Annotated in this window: 17 protein-coding genes; 6 read left to right on the top strand and 11 right to left on the bottom strand. The window is 58.8% G+C overall.

Features of this window, described 5'->3' with window-relative positions; genetic code table 11:
- Positions 1-43 precede the first annotated feature (43 nt).
- On the bottom strand, positions 44-1,075 hold the full coding sequence (selD, locus tag E9954_RS20410) for a selenide, water dikinase SelD (protein WP_136081117.1): 1,032 nt from the start codon (positions 1,073-1,075) through the stop codon (positions 44-46).
- Between the two features lie 15 nt (positions 1,076-1,090).
- Positions 1,091-2,248 (bottom strand): ATP-binding protein, encoded by a 1,158-nt coding sequence (locus E9954_RS20405; protein ID WP_136081116.1) that lies wholly within the window; start codon positions 2,246-2,248, stop codon positions 1,091-1,093.
- Positions 2,249-2,493: 245 nt separating this feature from the next.
- Here E9954_RS20405 and E9954_RS20400 point away from each other — a divergent pair, with 245 nt between their 5' ends.
- On the top strand, positions 2,494-3,192 hold the full coding sequence (locus tag E9954_RS20400; RefSeq protein WP_168442449.1) for a thioredoxin family protein: 699 nt from the start codon (positions 2,494-2,496) through the stop codon (positions 3,190-3,192).
- A 46-nt stretch (positions 3,193-3,238) separates the two neighbouring features.
- Here the strand turns inward: E9954_RS20400 and ychF are convergent, their stop codons facing one another.
- Together ychF and E9954_RS20390 are read right to left on the bottom strand one after the other, a co-directional pair.
- Complete coding sequence (ychF, locus tag E9954_RS20395; RefSeq protein ID WP_136081114.1) at positions 3,239-4,339, bottom strand: redox-regulated ATPase YchF; 1,101 nt, start codon at positions 4,337-4,339, stop codon at positions 3,239-3,241.
- Positions 4,340-4,409: 70 nt separating this feature from the next.
- A complete protein-coding gene (locus tag E9954_RS20390) occupies positions 4,410-5,276 on the bottom strand; it encodes an enoyl-ACP reductase FabI (protein ID WP_168442448.1) in 867 nt (288 codons plus the stop codon).
- A 151-nt stretch (positions 5,277-5,427) separates the two neighbouring features.
- Between E9954_RS20390 and E9954_RS20385 the strand changes: the two genes are divergently transcribed.
- Positions 5,428-7,002 carry a malectin domain-containing carbohydrate-binding protein gene (locus E9954_RS20385; RefSeq protein WP_168442447.1) on the top strand — a complete coding sequence of 525 codons (1,575 nt, stop codon included), beginning with the start codon at positions 5,428-5,430 and terminating at the stop codon, positions 7,000-7,002.
- Positions 7,003-7,009: 7 nt separating this feature from the next.
- Here the strand turns inward: E9954_RS20385 and E9954_RS20380 are convergent, their stop codons facing one another.
- Genes E9954_RS20380 through E9954_RS20365 form a run of 4 tightly spaced genes read right to left on the bottom strand, consistent with a single transcriptional unit; the run spans position 7,010 to position 10,451 of the window.
- Positions 7,010-8,017, bottom strand: a complete 1,008-nt coding sequence (locus tag E9954_RS20380) for a M28 family peptidase (RefSeq protein WP_136081111.1) — start codon at positions 8,015-8,017, stop codon at positions 7,010-7,012.
- Entirely contained in the window at positions 8,017-8,511 is a 495-nt protein-coding gene (locus E9954_RS20375) for a hypothetical protein (RefSeq protein ID WP_136081110.1), read from the bottom strand. Before E9954_RS20375 ends, E9954_RS20380 begins: the two co-directional genes overlap by 1 nt.
- Before the next feature lie 17 nt (positions 8,512-8,528).
- Positions 8,529-9,908 carry a PFL family protein gene (locus E9954_RS20370; RefSeq protein WP_136081109.1) on the bottom strand — a complete coding sequence of 460 codons (1,380 nt, stop codon included), beginning with the start codon at positions 9,906-9,908 and terminating at the stop codon, positions 8,529-8,531.
- A 3-nt stretch (positions 9,909-9,911) separates the two neighbouring features.
- Positions 9,912-10,451 carry a glycine cleavage system protein R gene (locus E9954_RS20365; protein ID WP_136081108.1) on the bottom strand — a complete coding sequence of 180 codons (540 nt, stop codon included), beginning with the start codon at positions 10,449-10,451 and terminating at the stop codon, positions 9,912-9,914.
- Positions 10,452-10,552: 101 nt separating this feature from the next.
- Between E9954_RS20365 and E9954_RS20360 the strand changes: the two genes are divergently transcribed.
- Positions 10,553-11,581, top strand: a complete 1,029-nt coding sequence (locus E9954_RS20360) for a hypothetical protein (RefSeq protein WP_136081107.1) — start codon at positions 10,553-10,555, stop codon at positions 11,579-11,581.
- A gap of 16 nt (positions 11,582-11,597) precedes the next feature.
- Here E9954_RS20360 and E9954_RS20355 read toward each other — a convergent pair whose 3' ends face one another.
- Positions 11,598-12,293, bottom strand: coding sequence for a potassium channel family protein (locus E9954_RS20355; RefSeq protein WP_136081106.1), 696 nt, complete (start codon positions 12,291-12,293; stop codon positions 11,598-11,600).
- The gene (locus E9954_RS20350) at positions 12,290-13,702 is read right to left on the bottom strand and encodes an efflux transporter outer membrane subunit (protein WP_136081105.1); all 1,413 of its coding nucleotides are present in this window, start codon (positions 13,700-13,702) and stop codon (positions 12,290-12,292) included. Before E9954_RS20350 ends, E9954_RS20355 begins: the two co-directional genes overlap by 4 nt.
- 328 nt (positions 13,703-14,030) lie before the next feature.
- Here E9954_RS20350 and E9954_RS20345 point away from each other — a divergent pair, with 328 nt between their 5' ends.
- Together E9954_RS20345 and E9954_RS20340 are read left to right on the top strand one after the other, a co-directional pair.
- The gene (locus tag E9954_RS20345; RefSeq protein ID WP_136081104.1) at positions 14,031-14,438 is read left to right on the top strand and encodes a lipocalin-like domain-containing protein; all 408 of its coding nucleotides are present in this window, start codon (positions 14,031-14,033) and stop codon (positions 14,436-14,438) included.
- A 20-nt stretch (positions 14,439-14,458) separates the two neighbouring features.
- Positions 14,459-14,923 carry a hypothetical protein gene (locus E9954_RS20340; RefSeq protein WP_136081103.1) on the top strand — a complete coding sequence of 155 codons (465 nt, stop codon included), beginning with the start codon at positions 14,459-14,461 and terminating at the stop codon, positions 14,921-14,923.
- 76 nt (positions 14,924-14,999) lie between these two features.
- On the opposite strand, the gene E9954_RS20335 is transcribed toward E9954_RS20340, so the two are convergent.
- On the bottom strand, positions 15,000-16,115 hold the full coding sequence (locus E9954_RS20335) for a VanZ family protein (RefSeq protein WP_136081102.1): 1,116 nt from the start codon (positions 16,113-16,115) through the stop codon (positions 15,000-15,002).
- A 190-nt stretch (positions 16,116-16,305) separates the two neighbouring features.
- Here E9954_RS20335 and E9954_RS20330 point away from each other — a divergent pair, with 190 nt between their 5' ends.
- On the top strand, positions 16,306-17,529 hold the full coding sequence (locus tag E9954_RS20330) for a DDE-type integrase/transposase/recombinase (RefSeq protein ID WP_136077388.1): 1,224 nt from the start codon (positions 16,306-16,308) through the stop codon (positions 17,527-17,529).
- The last annotated feature ends 80 nt before the right edge of the window (positions 17,530-17,609 follow it).

Raw genomic sequence — 17,609 nt, 5'->3', positions numbered from 1 at the left:
TTCCTTCTCGGCAGTCACTTGATGACAGAATAATTATTCTGTTTCACACAACCTCGATGAGCTTGTCACCACGCGTACGGGTTTGGCCGATGGATTCGAGTTCGAGGCCGGCGGATGAGGTGAGCGCCAAAAACTCATCGACCGAGTCGGGCTTGACCATGCAAAGCAGTCCGCCGGACGTTTGCGGGTCGCAGAGGATACCGCGCTGTTCGTCGGTCAGCTCGCCGACGGTGTGGCCGTAGCTCTTGAAATTGTTTTTCGAGCCGCCGGGAATGCACCCTTGCGCCAGGTAGGTTCCGACGTTCGGCAACTGCATCACCCGGTCAAACTGCACGGTCGCCGAAATATCGCTGCCCGCGCAGATTTCGCCGAGGTGGCCGAGCAGTCCGAAGCCGGTCACATCCGTCATGGCCACCACGCCATCGAGCTGGGCGATCTCCGCGCCGATCCTGTTGAGCGTGCACATGCTTTCCACCGCCGGGTCGATGTGGCCGGGCGCAATGACGCCCTTTTTCTGCGCCGTGCTCAGGATGCCGATGCCCAGCGGCTTGGTGAGGAACATTTCGCACCCAGCCTCGGCCGTGTTGTTTTGCTTCAGGTTCACGTTGTCGACGATGCCGGTTACGGCCAGCCCGAAGATCGGCTCCGGCGAATCGATCGAATGGCCGCCCGCCAGCGGAATGCCGGCATCGTCGCACGCGGCGCGACCGCCGTCGATCACCTGCCGCCCCACCTCGGCCGGGAGCTTGTTGATGGGCCAGCCAAAGATGGAGATGGCCATCAGCGGCTTGCCGCCCATGGCATAGATGTCGGAAAGCGCATTGGTGGCGGCGATGCGCCCGAAGGTGAACGGATCGTCCACGATCGGCATGAAGAAATCCGTGGTGCTGAGCACCGAGGTTCCGTTGCCGAGATCGAAGGCGGCGGCATCGTCCTTGCTGTCGTTCCCAACCAACAGGTTGGGATGCGGCAGCGCCGGGCGCGAGGTTTCCAGAATCGATTCCAGCAGCTCCGGCGAAATCTTGCAACCGCATCCGGCGCCATGGCTATATTGGGTCAGCTTCACGTCTTCCATTACTCTTCTCCACTTCTACAACGGGGCGATGTCGTTTAATAAATGTTTGATCGAGACTGCTCGAATGTTTTCCGCCAACGGAAAGGTGTGGTCGCCCGCATGCAGTACATCGAGCCGGTCAAGCTTCAGGTCGGCCAGGGCGTGACGCATCGAAGGCGTCACCTTCGGCGCAGTGGTGCGTTTGATCTCAAAGCCCAGGCGTTTCCGACCTCGAACAACCAACAAATCAAGCTCGGCACCGGCATGGGTTGCCCAAAAAAAACACTCCTCCGAACGGGCGCCCAGGTGGCGGATGATCTGATCGAGCACAAAGCCTTCCCACGAAGCCCCGCTTTTGGGATGTGCCTCCAGATCGGCACGCTCCGGCAAATTCAATAGCGCATGCAATACACCGCTGTCGGCAATGTATACCTTGGGCGACTTGACCTGGCGTTTGGAAATGTTTTCGTGCCATGGCAATAGCTGGCGCACCACCAGCGCGGAGGTCAGCTGGTCGAGATAGCTCCGCACCGTCGTATCGGCAACGCCGAATGACCGGGCAAGTTCGGAGGAATTCCATATCTGACCGTGCCAGTGCGCCAGCATTGTCCAAAAACGACGCATGGTGACAGCGCTGACATTGACCCCCAACTGGGGCAAATCCTTCTCAAGAAAGGTCCGTACGTAGCCAATACGGTTTTCAAAGCTTTCCTTGTGCGAACGGGCAAGAAAGGAACGCGGCAACCCTCCGCGCAACCATAATCGGTCTGCCAGACCAACGCCGACTTCCTCCAATGAAAATCCGCCGAGTTCATGGTAGAATATTCGGCCGGCAAGCGATTCCGAACTTTGCCTCAGCAATTCCGGTGAAGCACTGCCTAGAACCAGGAACCGTGCAGGGCTCGGCCTACGGTCGGCCAATACCCTAAGCACGGGAAAAAGATCCGGATACCGCTGAACCTCGTCGATCACAACCAGCCCCTTCAGATCCTGCAGCGCCAGCATCGGTTCGGCCAGGCGCGCCATATCCTGCGGATCTTCCAAGTCAAACGCATGCGTCGGGCAATCCATGGATTCCAAATATTCAGCCACCAAGGTGGACTTACCCACCTGCCGAGCGCCTATGACGCCAACCACGCGGTGCCTTTCCAGCAGTCCGCCGAGTTCCGCCAACTCTTTCGCACGTTCAACCATACGCTTTACCTACCTTGAATATCCGGTCTTGTAAACAGAATTTTCAAGGTATGCTAACAACCGTTTCCATGATCGGCGACGGGTTGCCACACCACCCGGCCTCGGTTGCACACCTCTTAAAAGAATCCCATTTGCAATGGGTTTCACCAGCGGGCGAACGTACCCGAAACCTAAAGCTCAATTAACTTGCCATGTCGTTCAATTATATAAAAATGGCAACCGGGATTAACAACACGAGGAAAATCATGAAAATAGCACATTGTCTGATCGTAGTTGCCACGACCTGCCTGCTGGCTCAGGCCGAAATGCGCACCTGGACGAGCACGGCCGGAACCACGCTCGAGGCCGAATTCGTCAAACTCAAATACGACACCGTCTATCTGAGGACCGCCGACGGCGAGGAAAAGCGGATTCCACGGTCCAAGCTGATCATGGAAGACCAGCAACTGGCGCAAACGCTCTCCAATCCGTTCGCCAAGGATGCGGAGGACGTGAAGGACGTTCCGAAAGCCCCCGATGCCATCTACGCCCTCTTCGGGGACGAGCTCCGGGATGCCGACAAGAAGAAGGTTTCGGTCGATGCCCTCGCCGGCAAAACCATCGGCATCTATTTTTCCGCCCACTGGTGCCCGCCCTGCCGCGCCTTTACGCCGGAGCTGGTCAAGTTCCACAAGAAAATGCAGCAGAAGGACAAACCGTTCGAGATCGTCTTTGTCAGTTCAGACCGGGAGAAGGCCGCCATGTATGAATATATGGAGGATATGGACATGCCCTGGCTGGCGCTCCCCTTCGGCGACGACCATAAAGGCGCGCTCTCGAGCAAATATGGAGTGCGGGGCATTCCCATGCTGGTCATCATCAACAAGGATGGCGAGCTCATCACCAAGAATGGGCGCGGCGATGTTTCCAGCAAAGGCGACGACGCCTACGACAGCTGGAAATAACGAGGTGCTGCGGCGGGCCGGCACGGATGCCCGCCCCACGTGAGAGCTAGACGTTGAAGAGGAACTCGATCACATCGCCGTCCTTGACGATGTATTCCTTGCCCTCGGTGCGGAGCAGGCCGGCCTCGCGGCAGGCGGCCTCGCCCCCCTTTTCAACATAGTCGTTGTACGACATCACCTGCGCGCGGATGAAGCCGCGCTCGAAATCGGAATGGATGACGCCGGCGGCCCGGGGCGCGGTGTCGCCGCGGCGGATCGTCCAGGCGCGCGTTTCCTTCGGCCCCTGGGTCAGGTAGCTGATGAGGCCGAGGGTGTGGTAGCCGGTGTGGACAATCTGGTCGAGTCCGCTTTCCGCTACGCCGTACTCCTTGAGGAATTCGTTGCGCTCTTCTTCGGACATGCCGTTGAGATCCTCTTCCATCTTGGCGCAAATCTTCACAACGTCGGCGCCGCGCGCGGCGGCATAGGCCTGGACGGACTTTACATAGTCGTTGTCTTCAAGCAGGCCGTCTTCGTCGACGTTGCAGCAGTAGATCACCTTCTTATCCGTCAGGAACTGCGATTCCTTGAAGATGATCCTGCCCTGCTCGGAATCCTTGCCTTCGAACTTGTAGGCCATGTTGCCTTCGCCCAAATGCTTGAGCAGGGCTTCGAAGGCGGGGAGCGTGGCGGCAATCGCCTTGTCGGCCCGGGCGGCCTTCTGCACACGGCCCAACCGGTTTTCCATCATCTGGAAATCGGCAATAATCAGCTCGGCCTCGATGATCTCGATGTCGCGGATCGGATCGATGGAACCATCGACGTGCACGACGTTGCCGTCGTCGAAGCAACGTACCACCTGGAGAATGGCGTCGGTTTCGCGAATGTTGGAGAGGAACTTGTTGCCCAGCCCCTCGCCTTGGCTGGCCCCCTTCACGAGGCCGGCGATATCGACGAAATCGACGGTGGCATGGATGACCTTCTGGGACTTGGCGATTTCGGCGAGTTTGTCGAGACGCTTGTCGGGAACGGGCACCACGGCCTTGTTCGGTTCGATGGTGCAGAACGGATAGTTCGCCGCCTCGGCCTTCTGCTGGCGCGTCAATGCGTTGAAGATGGTGGATTTCCCAACGTTTGGAAGTCCGACAATGCCTACACTCAGTCCCATGGTGTTTCCCCTGATACGTGAAAAGTGAGACGTGAACCCAATCACGCCCCACATCCCACTAGTCGTTCAATTATTTGTCTTCAACAGCCTTTTTCTTGGCCGTTTTCTTTTTCGCGGCTTCCTTGGCCGGGGTGCGCATCAGCGGCTTTTCGCTCGGAAGCAACACACCGCCCACATTGTTGGCCCCGCCATCGACGTAGATCGTCTGGCCGGTGATCTTCTTGGAATATTTGCCGAGCATGAAGACCACCGCGTTGGCGACCTCCTTCTTATCGTTGACCACATCCCACGGGAGCGGACTGATCTGGCGCCACGTTTTGGCCAGGTGCGCGAAGTGCGGGATCGACTTGGCGGCCTTGGTGGCCAGCGGTCCGGCGGAAATGGCGTTCACACGGACGTGCTCGCGGCCGTATTCCCGGGCGAGCGCACGAACCAGGGCTTCGAGCGCGGCCTTGTTGACGCCCATCCAGTTGTAGTACGGGAAGGCCACCTGCGATTCAAACGAGAGCGTAACGATCGAGCCGCCCTTTTCCATCTTTTCGAGGGCAAAGTGCGAGACGGTGGCCAGCGAGGCGCAGCTGATGTGGAACGCCTGCTTGATGTCTTCGTAGGCGGGGGTATACATGGAGTCGCCCAGGCAGGTTTTCGGGTTGGCGAAACCGATGGAGTGCAGCACCCCGTTGATCGGGCCAGTCTTGGCGAAAAGGTTGCGGACTTCGTTTTCGACGGTGACATCGCAGTATTCAAAACGCATGGCGTCCTTCTCCTCCTGCGTCAGGTCGGGGCTGCGGTCGAAAAAGATGCGCTTCATGCGCTCACTCTGCACGGTATAGATGACCTTCCCGCCCAGATCCTCGATCATTTTGCCGGCGGCATAGGCGATCGAGTCGGTATTGAGCAGGCCCATTACGACATAAGTATTTCCTGGTTCAATCATTTGAGAACTCCTTTTCTTTGAAAACGGGCGCAAACCTATCATTTCGCCCGGGTAATGCAATCGGGGAATAAAGCTTTTCACCCGGGGCACGACCCCACGATTTTCCGTCCGTTGCCTGTACATGATCTAAACAGCAGCTATGATCCAGCCCATGAAGCGATTCCTTTTGATGATCCAGAGCCTGGCCGTTCTCACTGCGGCCCAAACACTTTCGGCAAAGAGCGTGGCCTACCTCCATGGCGACGTGGCCGAGGATGGAACCATTCCCTCGGGCGCGGCGGCGGCCTACGACCAAATGCTGCTGACGGATGCGGGGAACACCGGCTGCTCGCAGTTCAAGGCGATGGTCGAAGCCGAAGGCTATTCGATTTCCCAGCACTACGACCAAACCACCCTGCTCGACGCCGCCTTCCTCGCCCCGCTGGATGTCGTGGTGTTCGGCCTCCACCAAAAGGTATGGACCGCCCCCGAAAAGGCGGCGCTCGATGACTGGATACGGGCAGGCGGCGGCATCCTGATGTACAGCGACTCGGCAGCCGGCGGAAAATACAACGTGGTCGGCATCAAAAACCCGACCGGCCAAACCGCCGTCAACAATATCCTTTCCGCCTACGGGATGGAGGTCGCGGTCGACCAGGGCGGCGGCGTTCGTTCCTACACCTCCTCCCCCCATTCGCCCAACCCCATCGTCTGGGACCAGCCCGTGTTCGAAGGCGAAGGCGTTTCGCCGGTCGCCATCGATCCCTCCGGCAATGCGCAAGCGCTGGTTCCGCTCGACGAAGCCCACAAGGTTTCGGGCAGTGCCCTTTCGATCGACACGCGCGGCATCGCGATCTCCAACCCGGAATGGGCGGTCATCGCCCACTGCACCGTCGGCCGTGGCAACATCGTCGCCATCTTCGACCGCCAGCCGATGTGGAACAACGGCCCCGGCTCGGACATCAACGAAGAAGACAACAAGGAGGTCTTGCGGCGCATCGTCCGCTTCCTCGCCCGCGACTACGGCAACTCCAGCGAGTGGCTGGCGCTGACTTGCGATGGCCTTGAGCTGACCCACCGCCGATGGAGCACCGAACGCAACAGCCTCATCACCGTCCAGCACAGCACCAACCTGGTTACGGACGTCTGGGAAACCCACTCCAACTGGGTGGAATCCGTATCGGTGGCCCCCGAGTCAGCCGAAACGGAACTCGCCACCGTGCGGCTCCTGCCCGACGCAACGAACCCTACCCGCTATGCGCGGATTGCCATCCTGCCCGCAACCAACGCACCGCCACCGGCGTCCACCGCCGTTGCCATCAACTGCGGCGGATCGGCCTTCACCGGAAGCGACGGAACCGCCTATCTGGCCGACAGCTTCTACACCGGCGGACATACTGACGCCTTCCCCGGCAACGCCGTCGCCAACACCGACGACGACCTGCTCTACAACTATGCCCGTTCCGGGCACAGTGCCTACAACATCCCGGTCGACAACGGAACCTACACCGTCCACCTGAAATTTGCGGAAACCTATTTCAGCCAGGCCAACAAACGGATTTTCGATGTCTTCATCGAGGGTTCGCTGGTGCTCGAAAACCTCGACCTCTTTGCCACCGCTCCCGGGCAATGGGTCGCCTACGACCGCACCTTCACCGCCACGGTCAGCGACGGAACGCTCAACATCGGCTTCACGGCCTCCACTAATAACGCGTTGCTCAACGCCATCGTCGTACTCCGGGAGTAGCTCCGCCTTACGGCTCCGTACTGGCGAGGCGGAAAACGGCTTCGTAGACGCCGAGCACCACCTTGGCCATGCGGTCGTAGTCAAGCCGGTCGGCGGTATCGTTGGAACCATGGTAGGCGAAGTTTCTCATGAAGGCGGTATCGGTTACCATGACGGCGGGATAGCCCTGGTTCCAATAGTTGAGGTGGTCGGAAAAATCCAAGCCGGGAAAATCCCTGGGAGCGCACATCGCATGCACCGGCAGATCGGTGGCGCCGCGCATCGAATCCTTGATGTTGCGGGCCAGCTTCCGATCGCCCAAGGAGCCGATCACCGCGATGAAGTTACCGGTATCCGGATAGAACCCCTTTAGGAGGGCCGAAGGATAGCGCTGGCTCCCTTTGGCGTCGCTGAAGTAGCCGATCATTTCGAGGCACACCATGGCCTCCACCTCTTTCCCGCCCTTGCGCAAGCCATGGGCATGGCGCGCACTGCCCATGTTGCCGCTGCGGAAAAAGGGCGGCTCCTCCAGCGTGAAGGCCACCAGGTCGATCCGTTGCGGAAGATCGGCGCGCCCCAGCAGATAGGCCAGCTCAATCAGGCCGGCCACGGCGCTGGCGTTGTCGTCCGCGCCCGGCGTGTCCCGATAGGTGTCGTAATGCGCCCCCACCACGATGCGCGAGCGGCTTTCGCCCCCGAACGAGGCAACCACATTGCGATAGGTCTTCCCCTCGACCTCGTAGGTCTGTTCGGCCACCTTTCCGCCGGCCTGCTCGAAATGGCCGCCAATATAGTCGGCGCACTTGTCCAGGTTCCAGACGCGCTTGTAGTTGCGCGGGGCGAAGTCCACCGACAGCTTTTCAACATGATCGCGCAAGCGCGCGGGGGCCACGTGCTCGGCGGTTTCCGGATGCCGCGTGCAGGAAGGCTGCGTTGTGACCACAAACGCCCCCCCCAAACCGGCCAGTAGCACGGCAAGAATTCCTCCCAGCTTTACCAGCGGCGCAACGTTGTGCTTGGCAGGTCGTCCAACCATCACACCCTGCGACCGCCGCGGGGTTTGTTGATGAAACCGAGAACACCGAGAAACACGAACAAGCCGGCCACCACACCGGTGACCTTCCAATTGTACCGCTGCTTATCGGCCAACCGCCATGGGAAAAGTTGGATCAAGGGTTGCCCTTCGATTTCCATCGAATAGAGCGTCTGTTTCCAGACCTTGGGAAAGCGCTTTGCATAGCCGAGCTTAACCCGGGCACCCGGTGCCACGTTTTTCAGCACCATCTCGAACGCGGGCGTGCGCTCGATGTAGTAGATTTCCTCGCGACTCTTCACATGGACGTAGACCACCAGCTCATCCTTCAGCAGGTTGAACTTCCCGTTCCGGCCAACCTCCCTGGTGCGATAGTGCGAAAAAAGGCCGGATCGCTCCTGAAGCTTGTCCATCGATGGCAACACGCAGTTGTCGACCAAGGCGGTCCAAATGAAAAAACAGAACAGGAACACTATCAGCAGGTACTGTTTATTCATGGTCTTCTCCAATTCCTTTAATTCTTAAGGCTATGGATCGGTGCAGGTATCCTTCCCCCAAAACGCACAAAACGTGCCGATTTCCCTGTATTTCTCACCGGAAGGACTACGCTTTCACCAAAAAGACCCCCAAAAGAGACAAAGTCGCCCGCAGCCTTGCCCGGCACCGGAATCAAGCGGGCGGCCGTTGTTTTCGAATTGATCACCCCGATCATCAGTTCATCGGCTATGATGGCCGCAATGGTTTCGGGAGAGGTGTCTCCGGGAATCGGAACCATGTCGAGCCCGACCGAGCAGACACAGGTCATGGCTTCGAGCTTTTCAAGGGTCAGGCATTCAGATTCCGCGGCCGCGGCCAGGACGGAGTCCTCCATCACGGGAATGAATGCGCCGCTAAGGCCGCCCACGCTCTGCGAGGCAAAAGATCCGCCCTTCTTGACGGCATCGTTGAGCATGGCCACGATCGCGGTGGAGCCCGGCGCGCCGATGTCGTCCACCCCGAGGATCTGGAGGATTTCGCCCACGCTGTCGCCCACCGACGGTGTCGGTGCGAGGGAGAGATCCACCACGCCGAAGGGCAGCCCAAGCGCCTTCGCCACCTGGCGTCCGACCAACTCGCCGCAGCGCGTTACCCGGAAGGTGGCCTGCTTGATCTCTTCAGCGAGATCGTCGAGTCCCAGGTTTTCCGCGCCTTCGGCCGCAATCTTGCGTTCCAGCGAACGGGCAATCACACCCGGGCCGCTGACGCCGACGTTGATGACCGCCTCCGCTTCGCCAAGCCCGTGGATGGCGCCGGCCATGAAGGGGTTGTCGCCGGGCTGGTTGGCGAAGACCACAAACTTGGCGGCCCCAAAACCATGGGCATCGATGCTGGCCTCGGCGGTATCCTTGACGGTCTGGCCAAGCATGGCCACGGCATCCATGTTGAGGCCGTGGCGCGTCGAGCCGGCATTGATCGAAGAGCAGACTTTCCCCGTGGTGGCCAACGCCTCCGGCACCGCACGAATCAGGTTCATGTCGCCCTGGTTGATGCCCTTCTCCACGTTGGCGGAATAGCCGCCGATAATGTCGATGCCCACCTCGGCGGCGGCATCGTCGAGCGCCTTCGCCAGCAGCACGAAACCATCGCGCGAAAACCCGGCGCCCACATGGGCAATCGGTGTAACGGAGATGCGCTTGTTGACCACCGGCACGCCATACTTCCCGCCGATGCGGTCGCAGGTCTCCACGAAGTTGCCGGCGAGCAGCTTGATCTTGTCGCCGATCTTCATCGCCGTGGATTCGGCATCGCCGGTGCGGCAATCGAGCAGGCAAATGCCCATGGTTACCGCACGGACATCCAGGTGTTCCTTCTGGATCATTTCGACGGTCTTAAGAATTTGGTCGGATCGAATCATGGTTTAAATCTCGTTGGTTGCGCGGAAAATATCGTTGTGTTGCAGCACCAGGATAAGGTCGTTGGCTTTCCCGAAGGAGGCGAGCTCGTTCTCGAACGGTTCCGGTGCCCCGACGTTCGAGAGGTCGATTTGCAGCATCATGGTGTATTGGTGGTCTTCGACATGCGAAGCCAGGTCGAGGATGTTGATGCCGCGATCGCAACAAAAGCGCGAAACCTGCGCCACCAAGCCAACGCGATCGCGCCCCACGGCGGAGAGCACGTAGACCTGGTCCGCATCGCCGGCCTCGGCCAGCTCCCCTTGCGCCGGCTCGACGGAGACGCGCGAGGAGGTCCCTTCGGCCAAGGTTTTTTCGACCGCCTCCGCTGAAACATCGAGGGGAAAATTCGCCACGAGAATCATCGTGAAATAGCCGCACAGCACGGATTCGCGCAAGTCGGCCAGGTTTCCCCCCAGCTTGCTGATGCCCTCCGTGACCTCCGCCACAATGCCGGGGCGATCCCGATCCATCACCGAAATCACCATGGTCTGCCTATCGTTCATAAAAGCCCCTTTCACAGAATTCGGGGACTTTATGCCCGAAGTTGAAACCAATGGAATAAAAAACGTGTGCTTTTGCGGGAGCGAATGCGTAGAGTGCAGCCATGTCCAACCGGTTTAGCAGAAGACTCTTCACCGCCACGTGCTGCTGCGCCATGGCGGCGGGCGCGCGCAAGGCGAACCGCTGCGAGGTTTGCGGAGGCAAACTTCCGCGGAACCATTGGAACTATGATGGACGCATCTGCTGCTCGCAGATCTGCGTCGACCGGTTGCGGCCGCAATGCTCCGTCTGCAAAAAAACGATACACGGCAGCCATTTCACCTCCGGGGAACAGATTTATTGCTCGCAGGCATGCATCGACACCACCCTGCCCAAGTGCGAAATCTGCGCCACCCCGATCCATCGCGGCTACACCGTGACGCGCCACCAATACTGCGAAACGTGCGTCGAGAAAAGTCCCGTCTGCTTTTCGTGCGGCCTGCCGGCCGCCTACCCCGCCAAACTGGAGGACGGGCGCGAAATCTGCAACCGCTGCATGCGCTGGGCGGTCAAGACCCAGAAGACGGCGCAACGCAACTACGACCTCGCCCTGCGACATCTCCAGGCCTGGACGTCCACCGAACTGGCCTCCGTGCCGAAGCTCGAGCTGGTCGACCGCAACCGGATGCGGCAGCTCTCCCAGGATATTCGGAAGACCGACTCGAACGTTTCCATCCGGGGCCTCTACAGCCGGCAGGTCACCGTCACCAGCCGCAAGCTGTTCGGCATCTGGAAAGAACACACAAGCGAGGAGAACGAAACCATCTACATCGTCGACCACCTCCACGACGAAGTTTTCCGGGCCGCCGCGCTGCACGAGCTGATGCACGACCTGATCCACGAGCACTACGCCCGCCTGGAAAGCGCGCCGCTTTGGGTGCACGAGGGGATCTGCCAGCAAGCCGCCGCGGAATATTGCCGCCGCCGCAACCATGTCGACATCCTGCATGGCATCACCGAGTGCGAAGACCCCGACTACGGAGACGGCTACCGCTATTTCAACCGCCTCACCGGATTCCGCGGGTGGCCGGCGCTCAAGCGCTGGATGGAAACCGTGGAGGTCGAGTCGTTGCCGGAAACCGCTCCCAAATAGGTGGCGGGCCCCCGGCCTACTCCGGATCCCGCACGTGCGTGATGTGCAGGGCAATCAGGCGGGCCACGATGACCGCGAGGAAGACCTGGCCGATGGCCGCCTCCATGATGGCATAGGACTGGACACCCGGAGTGAGCGGCGTGATATCGCCATAACCCAGCGTCGTCAGCGTGACAAAGCTAAAGTAGAAGGCCCAGGTGCTGTTGATGGTGTCGCCCGACAGCAAAGCCGCCGGGATTTCGAAGCTGGCCGGATCGAGGTGGTGGAACAGGGTGAAGACAAATGTCCAAACGACGCCGATCATCATATAGGCCGAGATCGCCCCGCAGATTTTGTCGCCCGTCACCGGGGAACTATCGAGCACATAGCGCATGATGCTGAAAAACACGACCACGAAATAGGCCGAGCGCAGCACCAGCACCATGGAGCGGAATGCATCGGTCTCCATATCGCTGAAAATCTCCGCGCTTCCGACCACGATGTTGAGCAGGGTGAAGAGGGCCATGAAAACCAGGAAGCGGCGGGTGCGCGCAATTGCCCGCAGGCAACTGACGAGAACCAGCATAATGAAAACCCCGAAGGTCTTGTCGAGCAGAACCTGGTCGCCGGGAATCAGGGGGCCAACCAGAAACATGAGGGCCAGGGTAATAAGCAGGGCGCTGAACCGCCCTTTCAACACGGCATCGATGATGGGATGAGGCTGGTTGCTCATTCCTCTTCCGCCGGGATATTCCAGCCACCGCCCAGCGCCTTGTAGACCCCAACCAGGTTGGCGCTAACCCGCCCCTTGCTGGTGGCCAAGGCATCCTGTTGTTCCAGCAACGCCTGCTCCATGTTGAGCACATTCTGGAAATCGGTCAGCCCCGAGGTGTAGAGTTGGGTCACCAGATCCACCGACTTTTGCGCCGAGGTGGCCGCCACTTTCAACGATTCGATGCGATCCTTTTCGTTGGCGTAGGCCGACATCGAACCCTCCACCTCCTCGAGGGCGAGCAGCAGCGCCTGCTCGTAGGCATGCAGCGCGGCCTTGGTGCCGGCCTCCTCGGCCTTGATCTGGCTACGGATGCGCTGGCCGTTAAAGAGGCTCCAGCGCAACTGCGGCCCGAAACCGTAACTGGTGGAATAACCGTCCCCGATGGAGCCGACCGCCAAGGTTCCCGGCAGGGTCAACGTGGGGTAAAGCTCGGCCTTGGTGGAGCCGATGCGCGCATGCTGCGCCGCCAACTCGCGTTCGGCGCGGCGGATATCGGGCCGCTGGCGCAACAGCTCGGCGGGCACCCCCACCACGAGATCGCCCGACGCGGAAGGAATCGGCTTGGTTTGTTCGAGCTCCTGCTCCAGGGCATAGGGCATTGCCCCCATCAACACGCTCAGCCGGTTAACGGCCGCCACCTTCAACTGGAACAACGGCGGAATGAGCGATTGGGTGCGCGACAGGTTCAGTTGGGATTGCGAAACATCGAGCGCCGGAACCAATCCGGAATTAAAGCGGTTCTGGGTCAGCTCCAACGTCTTGCTTTGCGCTTCGAGGTTGTTTTTCGCAAAGAGGATCCGCTCCTGCAACGTTCGAACATCGATGTAGCTGGCGGCAATGTCGGCATAGAGCATCACGAGAATATCGCGATAGTTTTCAACGGAAGCCTGCAGCGAAGCATCGGCCGATTCCACCGAACGACGCACCCTGCCCCACAAATCCAGCTCCCACGCCATGCCCAGGTCGGCTCCGTATCGCTCACCGGACTGGCTTGCGCCGGTGGCCGATTCATATTCGGCCGTCCGGAAGGCGGTGGCCGAAGCGCCGGCGGAAATATCGGGCCAATACTGGCTGGCGCTCACTCCGCGCAGCGCCGCCGCCTGTTCGATCCGGGCCACGGCGGTCTTGAGATCCAGGTTGTTGGTGGCGGCACGCTCGATCAGACCATTCAGCGTATCGTCGCCAAAGACCGTCCACCAGGTTTGCAGGTCGGGTTCGCCGGTCTTGAATTCGTCCTGCACCGCCGCATGCCAAGCATCCGGCATTCCGGCCTCCGGCTCTTCATAGTCGGGCCCCACCGAAACGCAGCCATTCAACAGAACGATGGAAACACCGGCCATCAGCGGAAAAACCACGCGCAAATTCATAAGAGGACTCCCTGTTGCTCCAAGCACAATGCTTGATAGGCTTGAATACTAGGAAGCCAGCCCAGGCAAGTCAAACGTCGAATGCAAAGCCCTGGAAGCCGCCGAATCCATGCGGCAAACCTCCCGACCAAGCACGGGAATTTTTCGACAATTATTTCCGAAATATTAATGAGTATTTAAATGCAAATTCAAACAATACACTAACAATGAATTCTTTGTTTGTTTTTGCTTGAACAGTTCCCCTGCCCAAATTACGTATTATGCGTACATACTTTAATAGGGGATGACCAACCAACGGCGGAAACGCCTCAACTGACAGGGAGACTGAATGAAAACTGAAAACAAATGGGGAAAACTCGCACGCCGCACCGCAACCCTCGCAATCGTCGCATGTGTCGGCTTCGCGTTGACTGGATGCGGAGATGATGATGGGGATGGAGAGGGTACAACGTCGTCGATTATCGGCACCTGGGAATGCATCGAGATGGTAACACCGGAAGGAACCACCACCCTACCCTCGGGCGAGTATTTCTGGACGCTCACATTCACCGACGATGGCACGATGACCTGGGAGGAAAACCTCGAAGGCGGGGAGTATTTCAAAGAATCCAGCAGCTATTCCTTGAAAGGCAATGAGCTCCATTTTGACAATGGAGAATATTGGCCGGTTTCGATCTCGGGCGGAACCATCGTCGTTGAAGGACCCTCCTATAAATTTACGTTCCAGAAGAAATAACCATCACTAAAGGAAAACAAATGAAGACCGAAAGAAACTGGCTAAAGTTCGCACGGCGCACCGCAACCTTGGCCCTCATCGTTTGCTGTACGATGGCATTGACCTCCTGCAACGACGATGACGGTGGAGGTGGAGGAGATGGTTCCACGGTTGTTGGAACCTACGAACTCACCCGCCTCCAGGCAGGATCCTACGACATATCGTTCCCGACGGCAGAAGGATATTATGAACGGTTCACCTTCTTTTCCGATGGCTCGTGTGACGTGGAAACAAATTACAGCACCCTATCGACCACAGACGCCAGCGGAAACGTAACGAGCTTGGAATTCGAAGCCGAAGGAATTATTAAGTTTAACGTGGATTACCAACGTTCCGGCGACACCCTCACGTTCCCTGGACTCACCGACCATAGCTATTCGCTTTCCGGGAGTACGATGACCATGGTTGACGAAGATGGCTGGATCTATACATACAGCAAAAAATAAACCCTGAACATCCCGTACCATCAAGCCCCGCCTTCGAGCGGGGCTTTCGTTTGTCCTCCGGGCACGGCGCAGAGCACTAATGGCGCTTAAGCACGTTCCGCATGAAGAATCGGACCACCAGGAAAACCCCAAAGGCCAGGGCCATGCCGTAGACATCGGTGAGCCAGTCGGAAAGGCCGGCGGTGCGGTCGAGCGTCAGGTTCTGCATCGACTCGGTGATGGCGGCGAAGAGCAGGATGTCGAACGCGACCTTGAAATAGTAGGAGCGATGCTGCCCTTCGAGCGCGGCGGAAAGATAGACCAGGAAACAGAGCGAGGAAAAGAGCACGAAATGCCCGGCGACGTGCGCACCGTCCACCGCCTCGTTGAACCGGTCGATCCGCTTCGTTTCATGGACGTCGTGATCCACGGGCTTTTTCTTGATCGTTGTTTCCGGGGCGGCAGCGGGTTTGGATTGCGATCGCTTTTGGATCGCCTTGGCGACGGACTCCTTCAGTCCATCCGTTCCTTTCTGGATGACCACCGTGGGCATGAGGGTTCCGAACAATATGGCGAATATGTTCAAGAGGATCAGGAGGCGCAACCTGCGGTTATGAAGACGGCAACGGCGATAATAGAGGCCTGCCATGCCCACCCAGAGGAAGGCGAAGACGCCCTGCCAAACAAAGAACGTTTTTTTCAACCTGACGGGCTCGGCCGCAATGGAATCGAATTCCGCCGTTCCGGAAATCCCGGATTGCTGGATGACGACATCGGCATGGGCCGCCCCGGGAATCGTGGCAAAGACCTCTTGGTGGAACGACCACTCCCCGGTCCCCCATTGCGATACAAGGCCATGCTGGCCGGGGATCCATTTGTTGTTCGCATCGTATTGCGTCAGCAGCAAGCGGGCGCAGCGCCAGGAATATTTTCCCGGCACAACATCCGCGGTCCTGATGCGGCAGCGCACGCGGATCATCCTGAAGTCCGAGGCACCGGGCAGGCGGAAATTGATGCTCGCCATCTTGCCGTCTTCGTGGACGGTCAGCCTGAAGTGGCCATTGGTTCCGGTGCAGTCGCCGCGCACCCGGGTGGCATCGGCCAGCGCCGGCGACTCGAGCAGGACGTCCCCGTCCAGCGCGTAGCGGTCGTAGAGGCCCCAGAAAAGCAACGTGGCTGCCAGCAGCAACATGGCCGGCAGCCGTATCCTCAATTTTTTCCCCCATTCATTCATGCGCTAGGACGGTAGCATTTACGAACGGATTTAAAATGTAGTTTTTAAAAAACGTCTTGGAGCGAGTTGCCTCAAATTAAATGACACCGAAGCATCCGATAGGATGCGGGCGGAAAGGATTCGTTGACTCACAAAAAATCACACCCTGTATACAGGGAGGATGAAAGAGATGAGTTGCGAAACCAGAATGGAATACATCGCGGTACAAAAACGCCGCTATAGGCGCGCGGAAAAGGCCTACAAGACCCGGTTGCTCGATGAAGTATGCGCGGTATGCGGCTATGATCGCAAGCATGCCACCAAGCTGCTCAACGACTCGTTTACGCCCTCCAGGGGCAAACGCGGCCGCAAAGGCGAGTACGACTCTGCTGAATTGCGCAAGACCCTCAAAACTCTGTGGCTTCGTTCTGGACAACTGTGCGGGAAGCGCCTCAAGCCTGCTATGCCACATTGGCTGAAGCACTATGAAAAACATTACGAACCGCTATCGACCGAATGCCGTGAAAAGCTACTGAGAATCAGCCCGGCAAGCATCGACCGGGTGCTCAAACCCTTCAAAGCGCAGTACCAGCGAAGGCGCAATACCGGTACCAAGCCCGGCTCGCTGCTCAAGAATCAGATCCCAATCCGCACCTCCACCGAGGACATCGACCGGCCCGGCTATCTCGAAGCCGACACAGTAGCCCACTGTGGCGGATCGATGAGCGGGGACTTCATCTGGTCGATCACCTATACGGACATCATAAGCACCTGGACGGTAACCCGCGCGGTCTGGAACAAAGGCGCTGAAGGCGTGATGCACCAAACCCACGACGTGGAAAACAAGCTGCCCTTCGCCATCCTGGGCTTCGACTGCGACAACGGCAGCGAGTTCCTCAACCACCATCTCACGCGCTACTTCCTGCAACGCAAACAGCCCGTCTGTTTTACACGCAGCAGACCGTACCACAAGAACGACAACGCCCATGTCGAACAAAAGAACTGGACGCACGTGCGCGAGTTGCTCGGCTACGACCGGCTCGACAACCCGGCCATGATCAGAGAGCTCAACGCACTCTACCGCGACTGGGAACGGCTCAACAACTTCTTCAAACCCTCGTTCAAGCTAAAAAGCAAGGTTCGCGTCAAAAGCCGGTACAAAAAGAAATACGATGCCCCCGCCACGCCCTTTGACCGCCTGAAGGTCAGCGGCATCCTTGGCGAACAACAGGAGGCTGCTCTGCAACGCGAATACGAAACGCTCGACCCTTTCGAGCTGGGCAATCGCATCCAGCGCCGACGTCGCAAGATCGAAAAAATGAAGAAAACCGGCGAGTCCGCCGCAGTCGGGGAACCCGGGTTCCCCGACTGCCTCCCCACCTTGACAACCCCCGAATTAGAGGGTACCCATTAATGCAGTCAAACGACTCCTCATCCGCACCTCTACGGTGTCATTTATTTTTGAGGCAACGCGGGAGTGCGGTGGCAACCAAC

Origin of the sequence: Pontiella desulfatans (assembly GCF_900890425.1) — a bacterium.
Lineage (GTDB): Bacteria > Verrucomicrobiota > Kiritimatiellia > Kiritimatiellales > Pontiellaceae > Pontiella > Pontiella desulfatans.
The sequence above is the reverse complement of the archived record's forward strand: the minus strand, read 5'-3'. Positions and strand labels throughout refer to the sequence as shown.